This window comes from Micromonospora luteifusca, from assembly GCF_016907275.1.
Classification (GTDB): domain Bacteria; phylum Actinomycetota; class Actinomycetes; order Mycobacteriales; family Micromonosporaceae; genus Micromonospora; species Micromonospora luteifusca.
On sequence record NZ_JAFBBP010000001.1, the window covers coordinates 6,913,665 to 6,934,640 of the forward strand.

The window sequence follows — 20,976 nt, forward strand, 5'->3', positions numbered from 1 at the left end:
TGACCTCAAGATCAAAGATTTGGCGGGCTGGGACAGCTATCCAAGCGTCGGGCCTAGCCCTGGACATCCCGGCTCAGGTGCTCGGCGTGCGCGGTGATCCACGCCGCGTCGCGTTGGTAAAGCCCGACGTGACTGCGAATGTTCTCTTGTCCTTGATCAGCCCGGGCTTTGGTGAAGGCGGCGAGGTCGTGTAGTCGATGGATTGCGACCTGGAGGATGTGAGCCGGTTCCAGCCCCGAGCCATAGGCATCGCAGAGCATGCGCAGGCGACGTGCCCGCTCGTCCAGGTCACCGTTGACAGCGTCACGGTTGTCTGGATCCGCCAGCGGCACCAGCCGATAGGCAAGATAGGCCAGGTCCCATGACCGGGGACCGGGCGACGCGGTGTCCCAGTCGATGACCCCCGTGAGCCGTCGGTCGGTGAACACCATGTTGTACGGCGCGAAGTCGTTGTGGCAGATGACCTCAGCCGGCTGCCGCGCCGGAAACTGCCAAACAGCGTCGGTGGTGTCGAAGCTCGCGCTGGCCTCGTGAAGTTGCGCGAGGTGGACACCGGCATCGGTGAGAACGCTCTGGCTCCAGATCCAGTCTGGTAGCGGGTACTGAGGCACGACACCCGGCAGGTAGGAGACGGTGTCGCGTCCGTGTTCATCGGTTCCCAACGGCTGCGGCGACCAGGTGAGGCCACGCTCGCGAAGGTGTCCCAGCAGGCGCTGAACCGTCGGGCTCCAGGCACCGCCACCTCGCCGGACAGTGGCGCCGACGCGCGTCGCACCCCCCATGTTGCCCCCGTCCAGCACTTCCTCCTGCTCGCTAACCGCGTCCGCGCTGTGGTCGCTCATGCCCTAGATCCTGGGGGAGTGGGGACGGCAAAGCCACGTGCTCGGGGGTTGGTAAGACGGGGCTGAGGAACATCGGTGCAGCCGTTGACGCTGAGATTGATCATGGAGCGCGGGGTCCGTCTGCTCGTTGCGGTGGTACGTGGATGCGCCATCGCGGCGTACCCGGGACAGCCGTCTCCAGCCGCCGCTCCCACCCGGTCCCGTTGACGAGATCGGGCTCCCTCCGGGCGTCGATGTGAGCGAAGCGACCCCGGGGTTGCGTACGCACGTGGTCTAAAATTTGAATCTTGCCGGTCGGCCAGCTTGTGGAGGAAGCCTTGCGCATCGCCGTCGCTCAGCCTGCGGTCGTGGCGTACGACGTCGCCGCGAACGTGGCCACTCATGCGAAGATCGTGCGTACGGCAGGGGCGAGGCTGGTGGTGTTCCCGGAGTTGTCGCTGACGGGGTACAACCTCGACGCGCCAGCGTTGACTTGCGACGATCCGCGGCTGGTACAGATCGTGGCGGCGTGCGCTGATGCCGACGCGGTCGCGTTGGTCGGCGCGCCGCTCGCTGATGCTGATGGCCACGCCTACATCGCGACGTTGCTGGTCGACGGCGAGAGCGTGACGGTTGCCTATCGGAAGATCCATCTGCACCCCCCGGAGGACGAGCGGTTTACTCCGGGCGACAAGCACGTCGTGCTCGACCTCGACGGGCGACGGCTCGGGCTGGCGATCTGCCGGGACGCCTCGCTTGCCGAGCATGCGGCCGCGACGGTCACGGCAGGCGCCGATGTATACGTTGCGAGCACCCTCAACTCGCCTACGGACCCGCGCGATGCGCGGATGCACGCGCGTGCGACTACGCACCGGATGCATGTGGTGCTGTCCTGCGGCGCGGGGCCGGACGGGCCGCTGTTGACTGCGGGTGGCTCCGGGTTTTGGGCGCCGGACGGTACAGTCATCGCACAGGCCGGCGCCACGCCGGGTGAGGTGGTCGTGACCGACTTGCCCTGACATGCCACTTGGCTTACAGGCCTGGTGACCAACGATCTTGCCGAAACTAGTGCTGAAGGACTCTGCTGGCAGGCTGACGGCCACCGTCGAGGATGCCGCACGTCAGCTCGGACGACGCATGCTCATGTAGCTGGCAGCGACGCGTGGGCGCGGTCCCCTGTGCGACGGTGCGACGAGAGGCTCGTGTTCTCGGAGTCTGATGCCGGCGACGCGTCGGCGTCAGGCAAGCTTTGCGCTATACGGGTGGTTTTCGATGGGCATCACTCGTGGACTGGGCCCGTGCCACCCGTTGGAAAGCAAGGCCAGCGTGGGCAGTAACTGGGAGTGCGCCGGTTCGGGTAGGGCGTCGGCGGTGAACCAGCCGAGTTCGTCGAACTTGTGCGGTTCGCCGATAGTGACCGTGGTCGGGTCGACTCGTACGGCGAAGGTCACGGCGACCCAGTGCGAGGGTGGGTCGTCGCGCAGCACATTGCGTACACCGAGGATGGTGATGTCGAGCGGCTGTGTGGAGTACTCCTCCCGGACCTCCCGGCTGACGGCGGCTTCAAAGGTCTCACCGAACTCCAGTGCTCCCGCGCCGGTGTCCCAGGTCCCTGGCTCGTCGCGGGCGCCGGAGCTGCGCCGGGCGAGCAGCACTCGTCCTGCGCCGTCGTGGCAGACAAATACGCAGGAGACCGCCGGGGCGCGATCCTTCGCGTTCTGTTCGGTCATCAGAAGTGCTCCAGCAAGTCGTTGAATGTACGTAGCTGCAGGACCTTGTCGTTGGGGTCGAGTTCGTCGTGCTCGAGTGCCCAGGTGTGCTCGTTGGGGATGAACACGGCATTCCAGCCGGCCTGACGGGCCGGGATGATGTCGGACTTCGGCGAGTTACCGATCATCCATGTCGTTTCGGGGTTCAACCCCAGCTGCGCAGTCAACTGGCGGTAGGTGTCGACATCCTTCTCGGCCACGATGTGGATGCTGCCGAAGTGGCCGGCCAGTCCGGACGCGTCGAGCTTGCCCTGCTGCTCCTCGGGCACGCCCTTGGTCAACAGTGCCAGCTCATGCCGGCGGCCGAGTTCCTGCAAGGTCTCAGCAACTTCGGGAACCAACTCGACGCGATGCTGCACCAGCGCTGCTGCGAGCTCGTCGATCTGCCGGCGCTCCTTGTCCGTGACCGGCCTCGCGTGCAACCGTTCGAAGCAGTCCCGCAGGGTACGCAGGAACACCCGGCTGCCGTAGCCGTGCGTCACCGTGTTCGCCGCCTCCACGTCGCGCAGGACCGCCCGGATCGAGGCATCATCCAGCGTGGGATGAGCCAGCCAGGCGATGAAGTCATCGACTACCCGATCGAAGCGGACGTTGTTCTCCCACAAGGTGTCGTCGGCGTCGAACAGCAGCACCAGACCCATCCACCCACCCTCTCGTTCTGCGTCACCGCCAACCTGCGGCGAGAACTCATTTGATCACGGAGCCCTACCGGACGTCGCATGAGTCATCGCCAGCGATGAGACAGGCCCTTGACTGGAACGAAAAGTCACGCTAAGGACGGGAGAGTTAGGTCACGACAGCCGCACTGAGACATTCCCCCGGTAGGAACCCTGTAGCAGGGAGAGGAACGCCTGCGGCACGTCCTCGATCCCACCTTCGATCACGGTCTGGGGGTAGACGAAGCGGCCCTGGTCGAGCCAGCTGCTGAAGTGCTCGCGCCAGGCCGTGATCTGATCGGCCGTGTGGTAGCAGGAGAACGGCAGCAGCTCGACGCCCCTGGCCTCGGCCGCCGAGCGATCGGGCTGCGGAAAGCGCTGCGCTGCGTCACCGAGCTGGCTGGACAGTGAGCCGCAGAGGGCGAAGCGCGCTCCGGGCCGGGCCGCCTGCATCGCGCCCTGGTACTGCTCGCCGCCCACGACGTCGAAGAAGACCGAGATGCCCTCGGGCGCGAGCTCCCGCAGCCGGTCGGCCGTCGAGCCGTCGTGGTAGTCGAAGGCGGCGTCGTAGCCGAGCTCGTTCACCAGGTAGTCGACCTTCGCCGGGCTGCCGGCGCTGCCGATCACCCGCGCGGCGCCACGGCACTTCGCGATCTGTCCAGCCAGCGAGCCAACTCCGCCCGCCGCGCCGGAGACGAACACCACGTCGCCTTCGCCGACGGCCGCTACCTTGGCCATCCCGTAGTAGGCGGTCGGTCCCTGGCCGAGGTAGTAGCCGGGGTCGGCGAAGAGCTCACGATTGAGCTTGACGTACGAGCCGGCCGGGCCGGCCGAGTACTCGCTCCAGCCGGTCATCGACTGGACCAGGTCGCCGACCTCGAGTTCGGGGCTGTCGGATCGAACGACGGTGCCGATGGCGGCCACCCCTACCCGCTGCCCCGGCTGCCAGGCCGGAACCGGGATGGTGCAATCGGCCCGCATCAACTCCAGGTAGGTCGCGGCGAGCCCGATCTGGTCGATGCGTACCAGGACCTCGCCGTCCACCTCGGTCTTGGCGGCGGTGAAATGGTCGAGCGTGGGGGTGCCGGTGATCTGGGCAGTCAGCTGAATCTCACGGGTGATCAATTTCTGTCCTTACCTCGGGTGCGGCCGTCGAGATCGACTTTAAGGAGGCTTCCGGCCAGTTCCTGACCGGAAGTCGAGGCAGGATGTCAGCATGGCGAACACCAGCTCACGGACCCTCAGGCTGCTCTCGCTGCTGCAGACCCACCGGCACTGGTCGGGTCTGGCACTGGCCGACCGGCTCGGGGTTTCCGAGCGGACGCTGCGCCGCGATGTCGAGCGGCTGCGCGAGCTCGGCTACCCGGTTGGCGCGGCCCGAGGCACCGACGGCGGCTACCAGCTCGCGCCCGGCGCCGTCCTGCCGCCGCTGCTGCTGGACGACGAGGAGGCGGTGGCCCTCGCGGTGGGCGTTGGCGACGCGGCGCAGAGTGGGATCGCGGGTATGGAGGAGGCGTCACTGCGAGCACTCACCAAGGTGGTGCGGGTCCTGCCGCCCCGGCTGCGGGCCAGGGTGGACGCCCTGCGGGCGGTGACCCTCTCCGCTGTCGTGTCCGGGCCAGTCGTCGCGGCGGGGCTGCTCACCGCGGTCGCCCAGGCTTGCCGGGACGAGGAGCGGCTGCGGTTCGGCTACACGGCCAGGAGCTCCGCACCCAGCGAGCGCGACGTCGAGCCGCACCGCGTCGTCGCACTCGGCGGACGCTGGTACCTGGTGGCCTACGACCTGGGTCGGCACGACTGGCGTAGTTTCCGGCTCGACCGGATGACCGAGCCGACGGCGACCGGCACGCGTTTCCGGCCGCGCCTGCTCCCGGCCGAGGACGCCGTGGCCTTCGTTCAGGCAGCGAGCGGGGCCCCGGCTCCGTACACGGTCGAGGTCCTTGTGCACGCGGCCTCCGCGCGGGTGCGGCAGGTGGTTGGCCGCTGGGGCACGATCGAAGCGGTCGATCAGGACAGCTGCCGTCTCACCATGACCTCGACCTCTCTCGACTGGCCGACCCAGGCCCTGGGCAACGTGGGTGCCGAGTTCGAGGTGCTGGGGCCGCCGGAGTTCGCCGCGCACGTCCAGGAGTGGGGCGCCCGCTTCATCCGGGCCATCCGCGCACCCGCATGACCTTCCTCGCTGTGGGCGTCGGTGGCGTCGGCCTTGCGGCCCTGCCCGGTGGCGAACACCCGCGCCCTGGCCGACAGCTTCGGTGGGACGTCAACGACTTACTGGGGCCAATTTCGCCAGTGGTTGCCGGTCGGTGATTGACGTGTTGGCCGCAGCGCAGATGCGTGAGTTCGCCGAGCGCCGCTGTGGCAGGCACCTGAAGGTCAGTGGTCGACGACGCGGCCGAGGAAGCGCTCACCAACCTCGGCGATGTCCTCGGCTGTCCACTCGAGGGCGGGTGCGGCGACGGTGACCTCGGTCATCGCCATACCCGGCACGCCTGTTTCCTGCCATCCGGCGACGAACCACACCTTTTCCTCCTCGGCGAGTGCCAGCGTAGCGTCGTTGAGCGCCTGCGCCGGGTGGGGCAGCCAGAGGCGGAATCGATGGGTGTGCGGAGGTTCTGGATACACCCGCGCGCCGGGAAGCGCGGTGAGTGCCGCGGCGACTGTTCGCGCGTGCCGCACATACTCGGGGATGCGTGGCAGCTCCCTGTCGAGGCCGGCGAGTGCGGTCAGAGCGGCTGGCCACTGCTGAAACACCTCGCCGCCGTAGCGGTGCCTCCAGATGCGGGCGTAGGAGGCGAGCTGCGTGGTGCCCGCGAGCGCCGCCCCGCTGATACCGCCGATCGTCTTATAGAACGAGACGTAGGTGCTGTCGGCGAGGTCGGCGATCTCGCTGAGGGTGTGTGCCAGGTGTGGGGTGGATTCCCAGATTCGGGCGCCGTCGAAATGTACGCGGGCGCCGATGGCGCGCGCTGCTGCGGATGCGGCGGCGAGCTCGTCCCAGGAGGGGAGGACGAAGCCGGCGTCGCGCAGGGGGAGTTCGATGACGACGGTGCTCACGGGTTCGGCGAGGGCGGTGATCTCCTCGGCGGTGGGGTTGCGGGGCGCGGTGGTCAGCCAGGTACTGCGCAGGCCGCTCAGGTGGGCGTAGGCATGCCGTTCGTTCACCTCCTGGTGGCCGAGCGGGTGGAGAGCCACCGTCGGGTGCCCGGTGCGGTCAGCGCCATAGCGCAGCGCGACCTGCTGGGCCATCGTGCCGGTGGGGAAGAAGACGGCGGCCTCGGTTCCCAGTAGTTCTGCCACGCGTTCTTCCAGCGTGTTCACCGGACCGTCGCCGTAGAAGTCGGGCTGACCGTCCAGATCACCGCCTGCGTCCAGGTCCGCGAGCCGCTCCCTCATGGTCGCGGGCCGGATGCCGGAAAGGATCTGATCGCAGGCGCGCAGCGCGGCAAGCCGACGCTGCCTGGTGTTGTGGGACATCGGCGGATCGTCGCATCGCAGCGCAACAGGGGCCAATCGGTTTTCCGGCGGCAGGCGATCAGCGGCGCGCAGTCACGTTGCCACTGAGCGGTCGCTACGACGACCGCATCTGTGTAATAGAGGACATCGGCGACCAGTTACGGGTCTTCAGCGAACGAGCTGCCCCAGTCGGAGTCGGCCTGGCTGGACGACATCGGCGTAGGTCCCGAAGCAGGCTGCCCGCCCGAGCCCGGCCACAGGGATGCGGTAGTACCGGGCCAGGGCGCTCAGCACCGAGAGGTCGGCCGGCAGTTCGGCCTGGGAGAGTCCGGGGATAACGCACCTCGGAGTGGGCAGGAGCACCCGGAGCACGACATCGCCCAGGCGTAGTTCCTGCCCCGGTTCGGGGTCACGCGGTGCGTCGATGACCAGGTTCGGGCGAAACCGCGCCGCGGCCACACTGACACCTCCCATGCGCTCACCCAGCAGAGACAGCGCACCGGTGGTCACGATATGAACGGCGCCGAAGTCGACGAACCGGCCAACCCGCCCCGCGCCCGCGATCGCCGTGATGGTTTCCTGACCGGGCCGGGCACCGCCCATCCAATCCGGCACCATGCCGACGTCATCAGGCAACGTCCGGTGCAGTCTCGCGTCGGGCGGCAACTCGCGGCTCAGCCGCACCGGGCGGCCCAGGTGGTTGCTGAGTGCGGCATCTGCCGCGGCGCTTCCGGCTGGCAGCGATGTGCCGTCGACATGCAGCGTCAGCATCGTCTCCGGGCCGTCATCCCGCATGCTCGTACCGACATCGAGCAGGCGCCCCCATCGTCCTGGGTGTTTGGCGCTGCCGACCGTCCCGTCGAGGCGGTCGATACAGGCCCACATCCTGTCGCCCCGCAGACCGGTCTGCTCGACGTCAGCCGCGTTGAGAACCTCACCCCGGGCGCTCTTGAGCGGGTAACGCCGGAGTGCGACAACCGTCTGCATGACGATCATGCTGCCCCACTGCCGTAACACCTCGGAGACGGGTGGCACGAGGAACGTCCACTCTATGTCGCCGAGCGGGTGGTGTGGTTCGACCTCCTGAGCGGAGAGCCGAGACCTGGCCGTTCGAGCGTCGCTCGCAACGCCTCACATCAGCTGGCAGCAGACAGCGTTTGACGCCTGCGCTCGGATTATCGGATTGCCGGTAACGATAATTCGGTAATTCACCTCTACAAAAGGGGCAAATGATCACTACATCATAATGACAGTTAATGTGCGTAACGCATCAGGCTGGTGTACGGGCCGGTTTGGAGACGCCGCCAGTAGGCCGTTGTTGAGCGTCAGCCGCACTCCAGCGGCCAGCGACCCGGCCGTTCAGTAGGGACGACACCGTCCTTCAGTACGCGCGTCACCGATCTTCAGTGGCTCGGTCTTCGCGGGTTGAGGAAGATCAGTTCGGCGATTCCTCCCCAACGGCCTGACCAGAAGGGCTCTCCGACACCGCACCGCCTCCCGCGAGATCGCCGTCGGGGCGGGCGGCCCGAGGTGGACCGCGGCGACCCGTGCAGCGGCGACGACCGACGCGTCCGTGCTCTTCCGGCGCCGCCCCGGCTTGTCGCCGTGCCCTGGCGCGGAGGCCGGATCGGGCAACTGCCGGGGCGGTGCGGGGCGCGGGGCGCGGGCGGGCAGGATGGCGGGATGCGCCTGGTCTCCCTGCTGCCGTCCGCCACCGAGATCGTCTACGCCCTGGGTCTCGCCGAGGACCTGGTCGGGGTGACCTTCGAGTGCGAGGTGCCGGCGGCCGACCGGGCCGGCAAGACCGTCGTCGTGGGCGGCCGGGACACCCGGGGCATGAGCCCCGGCGAGATCGACGCGTACGTCAAGGGGCAGCTCGCCGCGGGTGCCGACCTCTACACCCTGCACGCGGGCGCGCTCGCCGGGCTCGACCCCGACCTGATCCTCACCCAGGACCTGTGCCGGGTCTGCGCCCTGCCCGCCGGGCGGGTCGCCGACGCCGTGGACCACCTCGGCTGCCGGGCTGACGTGCTGTCGCTGGACCCGTACACCCTGGAGGAGGTGCTCGGCACCATCCTCGCGGTCGGGGCGGCGGCCCACGTACCGGATCGGGCGGAGGCCCTGGTGGACGGCCTGCGGGCGCGGCTGGCCGGGGTCAGCGCCGCGGTGGCCGGCCGGGCCCGGCGCCGGGTCGCGGTGGTGGAGTGGGTGGACCCGCCGTTCGGCGCCGGTCACTGGATCCCAGACCAGGTCCGGGCCGCCGGCGGCAAGCCGGTGGCCACCCACCCCGGCGCCCGCTCGACACCCACCACCTGGGCGGCGCTGCGGGCGGCGGCGCCGGAGGTCGTGCTGGTCACCCCGTGCGGCTTCCACCTCGACGGGGCGGCCGAGCAGGCCGCGGCGGTGGTCCCGCACTTCCCGGACGCGGAGGTCTGGGCCGTCGACGCGGACGGGCTGATCGTGCGGGCCGGACCCCGGCTGGTCGACGGGGTCGAGGCGATCGCGGGGATCCTGCACCCGGACGCCGTGCCGGCCCCGCCGGCGGGCAGCATCCGCCGGGTGGCCTGACGCCGCCCGGCCCGGTCCGCCGACGCGCGGTCGGGTCGCCGCCCGTCGGTGGGCCCGCTGGCACAGCTCCCGCTCGGCCCGGCCGGCGAGGTAGTCGCCGGCCGCAGGCGGGTTAGGCAGGTCGGTGCGAGGGCCGGCCCTCCGGGCCGAGCGGGGCGAGCCGACGCCAGCGCGGCAGCTCGGTGACCACGGTGGACAGCGCCGCGGCGGTCACGACCAGGGCGGCCGGCCACGGCCACGCGAACCAGGCCGAGACCGCCGCAGCGACCAGTTGCAACCCCACCAGCGCGATGGTGACCGCCCCGGGCACGGGGACCAGGACGTGGTTCTTGTCGCCGGGGGTGGCGAAAACGGTCGGCAGCCCCACGAGGACGACCACCGAGGCGACCGCCAGCGGCACCGAGTGCGGGGCGAGCGCCCACGGCGTGGCCACCCAGGCGATCAGCTCGCTGAGGAACCGCAGCGCGGAGGAGAGGTCCGGTCGGCCCGGCGATCCGTTGTCGATCACCGGGCCAGTATGCCGGGACTGAGCACCGTCGTTCCGGTGCACCCGAGCCTAGTCAGGCGGCTGCTGGAAGAGGCGCTCCCGGTCGTCGAATCCGCGCAGCCGGTGCAGGCCGAGGTCGAGCAGGGAGGCGCCGGCGGGCAGCGGGTCGGCCCGGCGGGCGGTGGACGCCGAGCAGAGCACCTCCCGGCCGGGCTCGGACTCAAGGTGCCACTCGGCCACGCCCAGGGCAAGGTCGGCCCTCCGCTCGGTGGTTGTCCAGCGCTCCCGGGGCTCGGGCCGGCAGGCCTCGGCCCACGATCGTGCCCGCTCACGGGGCGGGCCAGCCCCGCCGGGGACCGGCTGACCGGTTCCGGCGGGACTGGCCCTAGGAGTGGTGCCGGCCTCAGCCGGTACGCAGGGCGATGTTCACGGTGTTCTTCGCCCCCCGGATCGTGGTCACCGTCGACGCCGGCTGGAATCCGGGCGCGGCTGCGGTGACCTGGACCTTCTGGTTCTTCGCCAGCCGCAGCTGGTAGCGGCCGTGGGCGTCGGTCACCACGGTGTAGCTGACCGGCCCGCAGCCCTGTTGACCGTGCCCGTCGGCCTGGTAGTCGCCGCAGACGGTCACGGTCGCGCCCGCGACCGCGCCATCGGTGGCGGCGTCGGTCACCGTCCCGCTCAGCGTCGCCCAGTTCGGCGGCGCCTCGAAGTGACCGGTCACCGCCACGTTGCTCCCCGGGTACGGGGTGTCGCTGAGCACGACCAGCCGCGCGGCCAGATCACCCGGCTGGGTGACCGCGTCGCCGTCGACCCGGACGGTCACCTCGACCGACCGGCCCGGCGCCACGTCGAACTCCGGCTTGTCCACCGACAGCCACGGCACGTCCGCCGTACCGCCGCAGTAGTCGTACCCCGGCAGCATCTCGGCGCTGAGCTGCGGGTTCCACAGGCCCACCGAACCACCGACCCGGTACACGCCGCAGGCGGTGGCGGCGTCGGAGGTCGGGAGGTTCACGTTGGGCAGGCGGCCCCAACTGTCCGAGACTCGGTCGTACTCGATTGCCTCGTTGGTCAACATGGAGCCGTTCTGCAGGCCGCTGAAGAGCTGCAACTTGTCGTAGGCGCCGCTGGCGCCCATGGCGAAGACGCCGTACGGCGCGTCCGCGCCCCGGGTCCATTCGCCGCTGGCCGGGTCGAACACGAAGGTCGACGCGACCATGTTGTCACCGTCGTACCCGCCGGCGCAGACGACCCGCTCGGCGACCCCGGCGCAGCCGGGAGCGTTCACCCCGACCGGGTAGTCGGTGAGACGGGTCCACGAGTCCTGGATCGGGTCGTACCGGTAGACCGTCGCGGCGTGCGGCGGGCAGGACTCGAAGCAGCCTCCGACGACGTAGAGCCGCCCATCGAGCGCCGCGATCGCGGCGTCGCTGACGGGCTGCGGCAGGTCTGCCGCCCGTCCCCAGGAGTCCTGGGCGGGATCGTAGACGTACACCGTCTTGAGCACGGTGCCCTGCATGCTCGTGCCACCGACGACGTACATCTTGTCGTCGAGGAAGATGCCGGACCCGTTCGCGACCGCCTCCGGGGAGTCGGCGATCGGGCTCCACGTGAGAGTCACCGGGTCGTAGACGTACCCGCCGCGGGTCATTCCCTCCAGGAAGCCGTTGGTGGTCCCACCCACGGAGTAGAGCTTGCCCGCGTGGTAGCCCGCGGCGTTGTACAGGATCCGGGTCGGGTAGTTGGCGATCCGGACCCACGGCTCGACGGCCGGGGTCGCGTCCTCCGGACTGGCCAGCTCCGCCGGCTGGACCGGCTGGCCCGCCGGCGCCTTCGGCAACGGTCCCGTCCTCGGCGGATCCACCTTGACGCGCCGCAGCGGCGCGCCGGGCCGCTCGGCGACCCGTTGACCGGCCGGGCCGGTGGGGGTGACGACCTGCTCGCCCAGCTTGACGTGCACCGGACTAGTGCCGTCGTTGGTGAGGGTGAGGGTACGGGTGGCCGACTTCCCGAGCCGCGTGGTGAGGTCGAGGCTCTCTGCGTTGACCTTCAGGTGCCCGGCGCGCAGGCGCCAGTCCTTGGTGGTGACGCGGTCCGGCGACACGGTGGTGCGTGCCTCGCCGGTGGCGTACCGGGGGTACCTGACCGTGAACGTCGGCTTGGCCTGCGAGCTGAACAGCCAGTAGAAGCCGTCCGGCAGGTTCGGGTCGAGCGGCGTCGCGGCGCTCACCGCGAGCTCGCTCCGGCTCGCCTTGTCGACCAGCTTCGCGCCGTCGACGGGGTCACCGGTGTTGTCGTCGCGCACCACGCCGGTGACCAAGCCACCGGGGGTCGGACCGCAGGCGCCGACGGTGACCTCGTCCACCTGCCACAGGGCGATACCGCTGCCGGCGTAGTGGAAACGCAGCCGGGTCCGCGCCTGACCGGCGGCCTGCGGCAGCGGAACGCTCACCGGCCCGAGCGCGTTCTCGGTGTTCTTCTGCCAGACGGTAGTCCAGGTCGAGCCGCCGTCGACGCTCAGGTCGATGCCCACCCGCGCGGTCCCGCCCTCACCCAGGTAGAGCGTCTTGAACGCGAGTTGCGGTGCGCTCTGACCCGACAGGTCGACCACCGGCGAGACGAGGTTGGTGTCCTCCTCCGTCAGGTCGTTGTGCCAGGAGTCGGCGGTGGCGAACCCGGCAGTGCCCCCGGTGACGTTGTCCAGACCACCAGGCTCGTCGAACTGCCAGGCGTGCCCGCCACCGAGGTTGTCCTCGACCGTCCAGCCCGCCCGCTCGGCCGGGTCCGTCCAACCCTCGAAGTTCGCCCGCAGCGGGTACGCGTAGCCGGGCGCCAGGCACGACGTCTCGTCGATCCCCGTCCGGACGTCCCGGACCACGGCCCCCTCACCGACCGGTACGTCGACCGCGCTGGTCCGGTAGCCCGGGTAGAGCGGGGTGACGATCAGGTGGTAGGTCGAGTCGGCCGGCAGGGTCAGCTCGTAACGGCCAGTCTTCGGGTCCGTGAACCACGGTCCGACCGGCAGGCCGGGCGCGTTGATCCGCGCGTACAGCGGCCAGCCGTGTCCGGAGTCGTCGGTGACCGTTCCGCTGACCTCGACCTCGGCGCTGCGCTGGAGGCGGATGTCCCGGGTGGCGTTGGCGCCGGCGGTGACGGTCGCCGACGCGGTGCCGTCGCCGTAACCGTAGGCGGAGGCGATGACGCCGTACTCGCCGGCCGAGAGCGTGGCGGCGTAGCTGCCGTCGGCGCCGGTGGTGACCGTACGGTGGATCGGGCCGCTGATCCGGACCTCGGCACCGCTGATCGGCTCGCCGGTCTTCGCGTCGGTGACCTTGCCGGCCAACTGGCCCGTCTCGCCACCCGGGGCCTCCGCGATCGCGGTGTAGGCGTCCAGCTTGCCCTGGCCCCAGACGTTGTTGTTGGTCGGCGTACCGCCGCAACTGGTGTCGCTGACGTCGACGGCGACCTGGTCGAGCACGGCCGTGGTGCCGGCGATGTCCCCGATGAGTCCGGGCGCGGCCGACCACAGCAGGGCGATCGCGCCGGCCACGTGTGGGCTCGCCATCGACGTACCACTCAATACGCCGTAGCCGCCGCCCGGAACGCTGGAGCGGACGTCCACTCCGGGGGCGGCGATGTTCGGCTTGGTGATGCCGCCCGCGCCGGGGCCCCGGCTGGAGAAGTACCCGATCTTGCCGTTCACGTCGAAGGCGCCGGCGCTGTAGGTGGACGCGTAGTCCCCCGGGGTGCCGGAGGTGTCGCAGCCTCCCTCGCCCGCGTTGCCGTTGGAGAACATCGGGAAGATGCCGGCGGCCCGCCAGTCCTCGACGATGTCGGCGAACCACGGGTCACTGGCGGCGCCGTTGTCGGTGCCCCACGAGTTGTTCACGATGTGCGGGCGCAGATCCGGCCGCGGGTCCTGGCCGGCCAGGTTCGTCGGCGCGAGCATCCACTCCGCCGAGGCGAGCAGCGCGAAGTCGGAGCAGCCCCGCTCCTCGCAGCCCTTGGCGGCGATCCAGCGGGCACCGGGCGCGACACCGATGTGGTTGCCGGGACCGCCGTCGCCGACCATCGTGCCCATCGTGTGCGTGCCGTGCTGGTTGTTGTCGCAGGGCGCGAGCGACGGCGAGCCGCAGACCTGGGACGGATCGAACCAGTTGTAGTCGTGCGAGAAGCCGGCCTCGCCCGTGTTGCCCCGGTACGACTTCACCAGGGCGGGGTGGTCGAACTGCACGCCACTGTCGATGCTGCCCACGACGATGCCCTCGCCGCGCGTGCCGTCCGCCCACACCCGGTCGGCACCGATCGCGTGGACGCCCCACTCCACCTCGTCGACGTCGGCGACCTGCTGCGCCTTCAGCGGCTCCGGCAGCTCGTACATGCGGTGCACCTGAATGGCGCTGACCTCGGTCTCCTTGGCGAGGGTCTCGGCCAGGCCGAGGGTGCCGCGGGGGACGTAGACGGTGTTGGAGGCGTAGAAGGTGTGGTACTCCACGCCCTCCGCCTTCAGCCGGCGGACGACGTCGGCCTGGCTCTGCTCGGCCGTCTTTCGCAGCGCCTCGACGACCGCCGCGCCGCGCGCGTTCCAGTCCTTGACGGCCGACGCCGCGGACAGGTCGGCGCGGTCTTCCAGGCGTACCCAGAACGGCTGCACCGGAAGGGTCCGCATGCTCGCCCGCAGCTCCGGCTGGAGCTTCTCCGGGGCTGCTGCGGCGGGCTGGCCGGGCCCACCGGTCACGGCCGTCACGCCGGCCACCAGGCCGAGCGCAGCGACTAGGCTGACGAGCTGGGACCAACGTGCACGCCGGGCGGTTCGGACGGTGCTCATCGGGCACCTCCCGCCCGTGGCGCGACGGTGACAGGGCCGGCGCACGGGAGCGCCGGTTCGGGCGGTGTCGCGCTCGGCCAGGTCGGATCCAGGGGTACTGCTTCGGTTGGCACGCTGCGCACTCTCCTTCGGCGAGTCGACTCACGACTGCGCCCGTCGGCTGAGCCGATCGGCCATGGTCGCGAGCGCACCCGGCACCGGCACAGGTTTCCTGGCGAGCGCGCCTGCCGACGATGCCACCACTGCCGATTCGGCAGAAGGCGGTTGTGACGTCCGGTTCACGCCACCGGCGGGAACCGGATGGACATCAACCCGGGGTTGCCGCACGATGAACGGGTGCTGCGGATCTTGGGGGTCACGGCGGCCGAGCAGGCGCTCTACGAGTGGTTGCTCGAACGCCCGGTGGTTCCCCTTGAGACGCTCGACCGGTCGGCCGCCGACCAGCCGTGGCGAGGGCAGGCCCGTGCGCTGCTCGCCCGGCTCGAGGAGTTGGGGCTGGCGCTGCGACTGCCAGGGGCGCCGGCGCGATTCCAGGCGGTGGCACCGGACGAGGTCTCCGATGTACTGACCCTCGCCGGTGAACGCGCTCTGTCCCGCGCCCGGGCCCGGCGCGCCCGGCTGGCGGCGGTCTTCCACGCCGGTCAGCACCCGCACGACGCGGGAGGCCTCGTCGAGATCCTGCACGGAAAGCAGGCGATCAAGCAAGCGTTCATCGACGTCCAGCTCAGCGCCCGTCATGAGGTACGGGTCTTCGACGCTCCGCCCTACGTGGACGTCCCGCCCCTGAACGAGCCGGTGGAGTTGGAGCTGCTGCGCCAGGGCATCCACTATCGGGTGATCTACGACCGGCGGGGGCTCGACGATCCCGGCCGGCTCGCCGACTTCGCACAGGGGCTCTCCGTCGGCGAGGAGATCCGCGTCTCCACCGTGCCGATCAAGCTGGTGCTCAGTGACCACCCGCTGGCGCTGCTCCCGGTCCACCCCGAGAACGTCGAGTCCGCCATGCTCGTCCGCGACCCGACCCTGATCGAGATGCTCGGCGCGCTGTTCGAGATCACCTGGGAGCAGGGCGTCCCGTTGCAGGTACGCGACGGCCACCCGCAGCTCGTGGAGGTCGGCGACGCACCGTCGCCGGTCGAGGGCGAACTGCTACCCCTGCTCGCGGCCGGGCTGACCGACGCGGCGATCGCCGCCCAGCAGGGCTGCACCGAACGCACGGTGCGTCGCCGGATCAGCGCGATGCTGCGGCGGTTGGGGGCGGCCAGCCGGTTCCAGGCCGGCTACCAGGCCATCCGCCGCGGCTGGATCACCACGTCCGGAGGCGTGATCTGACAGTGCCGACGCATCCGGAGGGCGACCTCGACGCGGCCGGCCTGACCGCGGTCGAGTCCGCGGCGTACGAACTGGTCGTCGCGCAGCCGGGTGCCACGGCGGCCGACCTCGACCGGTCCTGGATCCGTTCCGAGCCGCTGCGTGACGCGCTCGGCGCGCTCGCCGCCGCCGGGCTCGTCGTGGCGGGCGACGACGACCCGACCACCTACACGGCCGTCGACCCCGAGGTCGCCCTCGACGCACCGATCCGGGCGTACGAGCGGCGGTTGCAGGCCGCCCGCGAGCACCTCCACCGCCTGGCCGCGGTCCACCGCACGGACCCCAGCCTCACCGACTCGACCGCCGTGCTGGAGGTGGTCAGCGGGCGCGAGGCGGTGCTGGAACGGCTCCACCGCCTCCGGCGTACGGCCGAGACGGAGATCCTCTGCCTGGACAAGCCCCCGTACCTCGACGGGGCCGGCACGACGAGCGGTGGGGTCGAGCTGCTCGGGCGAGGCGTGCGCTCCCGCACCATCTACGAGCGCTCGTCCCTCGAACAGCCGGGCGCCCTGCACGGGCTCGAACAGCTCGTTGCCGCCGGCCAGCAGGCCCGGGTACTGCCGACCCTGCCACTCAAGCTCTACCTCGCCGACGGCCGGTACGGCCTGCTCATCCGCCGGCCCGACGACGAGGGTGGGAGCGCCGTGCTGCTCCGGCCCTGCGCGCTCCTCGACGCCCTGGGGCACCTCTTCGAAGGGCTGTGGCGGTCCGCCCTGCCACTGCAACCCTCTCCGGCCGCGCCACCGAACCACCGCCCTCCGGTCGAGCACCGACGCCTCATCGCGCTCCTGCTCTCCGGGCTCACCGACGAGGCGATCGCGCGCCAGCTCGGCGTCGGCTACCGCACCGCGCAGCGACACATCGCGGCGCTGATGGCCTCACTCGGCGCCCGTACCCGGTTTCAGGCCGGTGTGCAGGCCGCCCGCCGGGAAGAGCGGGAAGAGCACGAACCGTAGGAGCCGCTGTCGCCCGGCTCAGCAGCCGCAGAGTTCGGCTTTGCCGACTCGGGTGGCGGACACGCTATCCTCATCCGCCGCCTTGCTCCGACCTCGCCCGGGCGAAGTGTGGCCCAGAACCCAACTCTCCACCAGCGGGCGAGCTCAGCGAGAGTTCAGCAGCGCCGTTCCCGCTGAGCTTGCGCGGTCTGGATCAGCCAGCGGCCGTCGTCGTAAAGGACCGCCTTGGCCACGACCGGGTAGCGGGTGCTCTGGCCGGGCGCGGAAACCGCCTCACCGGTGCTCTTGCGGACCACACGCCAGTTGCCGTGGTCGAAGCAGTCCTCGATCTGCACCGTGAAGGGCCGAGAGCTGACATTCACCTGCGTCGCCTGCGGCGACCAGGACGACGTGCCCGCGTTGATCAGTCCCTGCTGCTGGTGCTGCTGCAGAGTCAGCCGGATCTGCGTCAGCAGCGGGTCCGCCGTGTACCGCCGCAAATCCCCGCCCGAGACGTCACTGGTCGCCATCGCGGCCAGCTGCGCCTCCCGATAGCTGTTGTAGGCGGCCAGGGCGTCGGCCCGGGCCTCGGCGGCCTCCGCATCCTCGGTCGAGGACGGGGCGGCGGCGGCGCTGCACGTCGGGCGCTCTCGGACCCGCCCGGACTGGGCCGGCCGACAAGGTTTAGTGGTGCGCGTTCGTCGTCGGCCGCGACATCGTCTCGGCGCACAATCCCGGCCGCGCCGCGACGCGGTCTCCGGACCTGAGCCGAGCCTCCGCCCACTACGTCCGGGCGTACGCGGCGCGTGCCTGCGCCACTTCCGCCGCTTGGCGCTCTCGCCAACGGCGCTGACTGTCGCGATTGCACGCGCGGCACGTCCGGCGGTACCGGCCCGTTGCTTCATCAACCTCGCGGTCGTGTCCGTTGCGGCAGGTCGGGGCCTGCGTTCTCGTGCGGCAGTTGTCCGCGTGACTGACCTGTCGCAGATGCGTGGGTTCGACGCAGTCCTTGACGTTGCAGAGGTGGTCGACTTCCAAGTCGGGGTCATAGCCCCCGACGAAGACGGCGTACGCCGCGATGTGTGCCCACGCCCGGCCCGCGACCTTCTGGTAAACGCCGCGTTGTGTGCCGTAGCCACGGATGATCAGGCAGCCGTCATCCCGTCTGATCGATCGCTCGGTGAGATGCTGCCGGAGACTGTCCTCGGTGAAGTGTCGTGACAAACCGTTGATCTCGCTCAGCACACCGTGACCCTATGTCACGCCCTGCGACCCATGGGCGTGCCCCGGAGGGCCCGACGCACAATGGCGATCATGGCTTCGTCCCACACCTTTGAGCCGATTCTGCGCCGCATCGCCGCCGAGATCGAGAGCCTGGCTGGACGTGGTCGGCCTGCCGACTACATCCCGGCGCTCGCGGTACACGACCCGCGCCGGTTCGGCATGGCAGTCGCGGAGCTGGACGGCACGGTGTACGGAGTCGGAGACTGGCGGCAGCCCTTCTCCACGCAGTCCATCTCCAAGGTCTTCACCCTCGCCCTCGACCTGGCCCGCGAGGGCGACACCCTGTGGAAGCACGTCAGCCGCGAGCCCTCCGGCAACCCCTTCAACTCCCTGGTGCAACTGGAGTACGAGAACGGCATCCCGCGCAACCCGTTCATCAACGCCGGCGCACTCGTCGTCACCGATCGTCTGCACACCCAGACCGGCGACGCGGCGGGCACCCTGCTGGAGTTCCTGCGCGCGGAGAGCGGCAACGCGGCGCTCGCCATCAACGATGGCGTCGCCGCCTCCGAGTCCGCCCATGGCGACCGCAACGCCGCGCTCGCGCACTTCATGGCGTCGTACGGGAACATCGGAAACCCGGTCGCGGTCCTCCTCGACCAGTACTTCCGCCAGTGCTCCATCGAGGCATCCTGCGCCGACCTCGCCCTGGCCACCGGCTTCCTCGCTCGGCACGGCATCCGCGCGGACGGCACCCGCCTGTTGACCCAGAGTCAGGCCAAACAGGTCAATGCCATCATGCTCACCTGCGGAACGTACGACGCCGCAGGCGACTTCGCCTACCGCGTGGGTCTGCCCGGCAAGAGCGGCGTCGGCGGCGGCATCATCGCCGTCGTCCCCGGCTGCTGCACGCTCTGCGTGTGGGGGCCCGGCCTGGACGAGCGGGGCAACTCGGTCACGGGAGTTGCGGCGCTGGACCGCTTCACGACGCTCACGGGACTATCGGTGTTCTGACCGCGGGCCGTCTTCAACAGGCTGTCCTGCTGGACTGTGTCCTTCCGGGTCCCGGGCATTCAGCGAGGAGGTCACTGTGACCACGCAACGGCTCAGGGTTGCCGCGTACGCGGTGTGTCTGCGGGACGAGCATCTGCTGCTCGCCCGCTGGGTTTCGCCGGACCGGGCTCGGCAGCACTGGACGCTGCCCGGCGGTGGGGTCGAGCACGCCGAGGATCCGTTCGACGCCGTCGTGCGGGAGGTGGCTGAGGAGACGGGGTACGAGGCTCAGGTCGAGCAGTTGCTCGGCGTGAACTCGCGAACGAGGAACGTGGAAAGCTACGACGGCGGAGTTGTCGACCTGCACATGCTGGCCGTCTTCTACCGGGCCCGGATCGTTGCCGGTGAGCTTCGATTCGAGACGGACGGCACCACCGACCTGGCGCAGTGGATACCACTGGCAGAGGTCGCCGGCCTGGAGCGTTCGGTGGTTGTCGACATCGGGCTTGACCTGCACGGCAGCGCGCCGCTCACGGGGCACGCGGAGCCGATTCGCAGGACGGGGCTGATGCGGCACTGATCAGCTGCCGAAGCCGGCAATGGCGTACGCGGCGAAGCCGAGCAGCGCGAAGACCGTTGCTGCGGCGAGCGCTTGCAGACGTACCCGGTTGGTCCGCGCGACGAGCAGGGTCATCGTCTACAAGGAGATGCAGAGGTACCTGTTCAAGGTCGGTCCGATCGACCTGGCCGGGCCCTTGCTCCCCGGGATCGTCGACTTCTTCGAAGAGGGCGCCGCGGCCGGCAAGGGAGTCCTGGAACTTATCGGCAACGACGTCGCCGCCTTCTGCGACGACCTGGTCAAGGACACCCCCACCTACGCGGACGCCGTTCAGGAGTCCATCAGCGGGAGGCCCGGCACGGACGAGAGGTGACGCCCCTCGTCATCCTGCCGGCGGGGCGCCAGCCGCACGACGCGCTGGCAAGCTACTCAGCTCGCCAGCGCGTACCCGCGCGTCGCTGTGGTGGTCGATCAGCACAGCGACGCGCGGGCCGACCGGGGCCTCAGGCCTGGCGGTCGAGCCATTCCCGGTAGGCGGTGGGTGCGATGACGGCGTCGTCGGAGGCGATGAGGACGTCGCCGGGGGCGGCGGCGAACATGCCGGCGCCGTTGTCGGTGGTGACGGTGCGCTGGTCACCGCGGGCGGCGAGAGTGATGCGCCCCAGCTCGTCGAGGGTGAACACGTCCGGGCCGGCGACGTTGCGGATGCCCCGCAGGGGCTTGCCCATGCTGACGTCGGCGACGGCCTGCGCCACGTCGGTGGCGGCCATCGGCTGCACCGGCGTGCTGGGCAGTCGGACGGTGGTGTCGTCTGCGGTCCAGGACAGGATCGCGTCGACGAACTCGAAGAACTGAGTGGCGCGGACGATCGAGTACGGGACGGGACCGGCCGTGAGGATGTCCTCCTGGAGGGCCTTGGCGCGGTAGTAGGCCAGGTCCGGCACCTGGTCGACGCCGACGATGGAGAGCACCACCGCGTGGCCGACACCCGCGCCTGCGGCAGCGGCCAGCAGGTTGTCCATGGTCGTCTGGAAGAAGGCGGGCGAGGCGTCGTCGAAGGTCGGCGAGTTGGTCAGGTTGACGACGACCTCGGCTCCGGTGAGTGCCTCGGACAGGCCCTGCCCGGTGAGGAGATCCACCCCGGTGGACAGCGAGTGTGGCACCGCTTCGTGCCCGGCCGCCTGCAGGATCTTCACGACCTGCGACCCGATGAGCCCAGTCCCACCCAGTACGGCGATCTTCATGCCAATGCACCTTCCCGTGACTATGCGGCCGTTTGTCCGGCCTGAGGCAGCCGATACTCGGACCT

General features: G+C 70.3%; 20 protein-coding genes. 8 read left to right on the top strand and 12 right to left on the bottom strand.

All coding sequences use genetic code 11. From position 1 onward, the window contains the following. Positions 1-53: 53 nt before the first annotated feature. A complete protein-coding gene (locus JOD64_RS31385) occupies positions 54-842 on the bottom strand; it encodes a phosphotransferase (RefSeq protein ID WP_204945588.1) in 789 nt (262 codons plus the stop codon). A gap of 305 nt (positions 843-1,147) precedes the next feature. Between JOD64_RS31385 and JOD64_RS31390 the strand changes: the two genes are divergently transcribed. After that, on the top strand, positions 1,148-1,840 hold the full coding sequence (locus JOD64_RS31390) for a carbon-nitrogen hydrolase family protein (protein ID WP_204946347.1): 693 nt from the start codon (positions 1,148-1,150) through the stop codon (positions 1,838-1,840). 219 nt (positions 1,841-2,059) lie between these two features. On the opposite strand, the gene JOD64_RS31395 is transcribed toward JOD64_RS31390, so the two are convergent. From JOD64_RS31395 to JOD64_RS31405, 3 genes are all read right to left on the bottom strand, one after another. Next, positions 2,060-2,551, bottom strand: coding sequence for an NUDIX domain-containing protein (locus JOD64_RS31395; protein WP_204945589.1), 492 nt, complete (start codon positions 2,549-2,551; stop codon positions 2,060-2,062). Next, complete coding sequence (locus JOD64_RS31400; protein WP_204945590.1) at positions 2,551-3,231, bottom strand: HAD family hydrolase; 681 nt, start codon at positions 3,229-3,231, stop codon at positions 2,551-2,553. The genes JOD64_RS31395 and JOD64_RS31400 overlap by 1 nt, the downstream gene beginning before the upstream one ends. Before the next feature lie 150 nt (positions 3,232-3,381). Further along, positions 3,382-4,371, bottom strand: a complete 990-nt coding sequence (locus JOD64_RS31405) for an MDR family NADP-dependent oxidoreductase (RefSeq protein WP_204945591.1) — start codon at positions 4,369-4,371, stop codon at positions 3,382-3,384. A 91-nt stretch (positions 4,372-4,462) separates the two neighbouring features. On the opposite strand from JOD64_RS31405, the gene JOD64_RS31410 reads away from it, so the two are divergent. Continuing rightward, positions 4,463-5,419 carry a helix-turn-helix transcriptional regulator gene (locus tag JOD64_RS31410; RefSeq protein ID WP_204945592.1) on the top strand — a complete coding sequence of 319 codons (957 nt, stop codon included), beginning with the start codon at positions 4,463-4,465 and terminating at the stop codon, positions 5,417-5,419. 203 nt (positions 5,420-5,622) lie between these two features. Here the strand turns inward: JOD64_RS31410 and JOD64_RS31415 are convergent, their stop codons facing one another. Beyond that, positions 5,623-6,723 (bottom strand): threonine aldolase family protein, encoded by a 1,101-nt coding sequence (locus JOD64_RS31415; RefSeq protein WP_204945593.1) that lies wholly within the window; start codon positions 6,721-6,723, stop codon positions 5,623-5,625. Between the two features lie 147 nt (positions 6,724-6,870). After that, complete coding sequence (locus JOD64_RS31420; RefSeq protein ID WP_307813852.1) at positions 6,871-7,737, bottom strand: MOSC domain-containing protein; 867 nt, start codon at positions 7,735-7,737, stop codon at positions 6,871-6,873. Between the two features lie 648 nt (positions 7,738-8,385). On the opposite strand from JOD64_RS31420, the gene JOD64_RS31425 reads away from it, so the two are divergent. Beyond that, positions 8,386-9,270, top strand: a complete 885-nt coding sequence (locus JOD64_RS31425) for an ABC transporter substrate-binding protein (RefSeq protein ID WP_089020099.1) — start codon at positions 8,386-8,388, stop codon at positions 9,268-9,270. A gap of 112 nt (positions 9,271-9,382) precedes the next feature. Here the strand turns inward: JOD64_RS31425 and JOD64_RS31430 are convergent, their stop codons facing one another. From JOD64_RS31430 to JOD64_RS31440, 3 genes are all read right to left on the bottom strand, one after another. Then, positions 9,383-9,778 carry a hypothetical protein gene (locus JOD64_RS31430; protein ID WP_204945594.1) on the bottom strand — a complete coding sequence of 132 codons (396 nt, stop codon included), beginning with the start codon at positions 9,776-9,778 and terminating at the stop codon, positions 9,383-9,385. Positions 9,779-9,826: 48 nt separating this feature from the next. Next, positions 9,827-9,997 carry a hypothetical protein gene (locus JOD64_RS31435; RefSeq protein ID WP_204945595.1) on the bottom strand — a complete coding sequence of 57 codons (171 nt, stop codon included), beginning with the start codon at positions 9,995-9,997 and terminating at the stop codon, positions 9,827-9,829. 163 nt (positions 9,998-10,160) lie between these two features. Continuing rightward, on the bottom strand, positions 10,161-14,585 hold the full coding sequence (locus JOD64_RS31440; protein WP_204945596.1) for a S8 family serine peptidase: 4,425 nt from the start codon (positions 14,583-14,585) through the stop codon (positions 10,161-10,163). 336 nt (positions 14,586-14,921) lie between these two features. On the opposite strand from JOD64_RS31440, the gene JOD64_RS31445 reads away from it, so the two are divergent. Together JOD64_RS31445 and JOD64_RS31450 are read left to right on the top strand one after the other, a co-directional pair. Further along, positions 14,922-15,917: a helix-turn-helix domain-containing protein gene (locus tag JOD64_RS31445; RefSeq protein WP_204945597.1), complete on the top strand. Its 996-nt coding sequence runs from the start codon at positions 14,922-14,924 to the stop codon at positions 15,915-15,917. Between the two features lie 2 nt (positions 15,918-15,919). Further along, the gene (locus tag JOD64_RS31450; protein ID WP_204945598.1) at positions 15,920-16,912 is read left to right on the top strand and encodes a helix-turn-helix domain-containing protein; all 993 of its coding nucleotides are present in this window, start codon (positions 15,920-15,922) and stop codon (positions 16,910-16,912) included. A gap of 155 nt (positions 16,913-17,067) precedes the next feature. Here JOD64_RS31450 and JOD64_RS31455 read toward each other — a convergent pair whose 3' ends face one another. Both JOD64_RS31455 and JOD64_RS31460 read right to left on the bottom strand, forming a co-directional pair. Beyond that, on the bottom strand, positions 17,068-17,421 hold the full coding sequence (locus tag JOD64_RS31455) for a hypothetical protein (protein WP_204945599.1): 354 nt from the start codon (positions 17,419-17,421) through the stop codon (positions 17,068-17,070). 253 nt (positions 17,422-17,674) lie between these two features. Then, complete coding sequence (locus tag JOD64_RS31460) at positions 17,675-18,136, bottom strand: HNH endonuclease (protein ID WP_204945600.1); 462 nt, start codon at positions 18,134-18,136, stop codon at positions 17,675-17,677. 69 nt (positions 18,137-18,205) lie between these two features. Here JOD64_RS31460 and JOD64_RS31465 point away from each other — a divergent pair, with 69 nt between their 5' ends. From JOD64_RS31465 to JOD64_RS31475, 3 genes are all read left to right on the top strand, one after another. Next, positions 18,206-19,129, top strand: coding sequence for a glutaminase (locus tag JOD64_RS31465; protein WP_204945601.1), 924 nt, complete (start codon positions 18,206-18,208; stop codon positions 19,127-19,129). Positions 19,130-19,205: 76 nt separating this feature from the next. Then, positions 19,206-19,688, top strand: coding sequence for an NUDIX hydrolase (locus JOD64_RS31470; protein ID WP_204945602.1), 483 nt, complete (start codon positions 19,206-19,208; stop codon positions 19,686-19,688). Between the two features lie 127 nt (positions 19,689-19,815). Further along, on the top strand, positions 19,816-20,040 hold the full coding sequence (locus JOD64_RS31475) for a DUF1048 domain-containing protein (RefSeq protein WP_239559742.1): 225 nt from the start codon (positions 19,816-19,818) through the stop codon (positions 20,038-20,040). Between the two features lie 130 nt (positions 20,041-20,170). On the opposite strand, the gene JOD64_RS31480 is transcribed toward JOD64_RS31475, so the two are convergent. Continuing rightward, positions 20,171-20,911, bottom strand: coding sequence for an SDR family oxidoreductase (locus JOD64_RS31480; protein ID WP_204945604.1), 741 nt, complete (start codon positions 20,909-20,911; stop codon positions 20,171-20,173). Between the last annotated feature and the right edge of the window lie 65 nt (positions 20,912-20,976).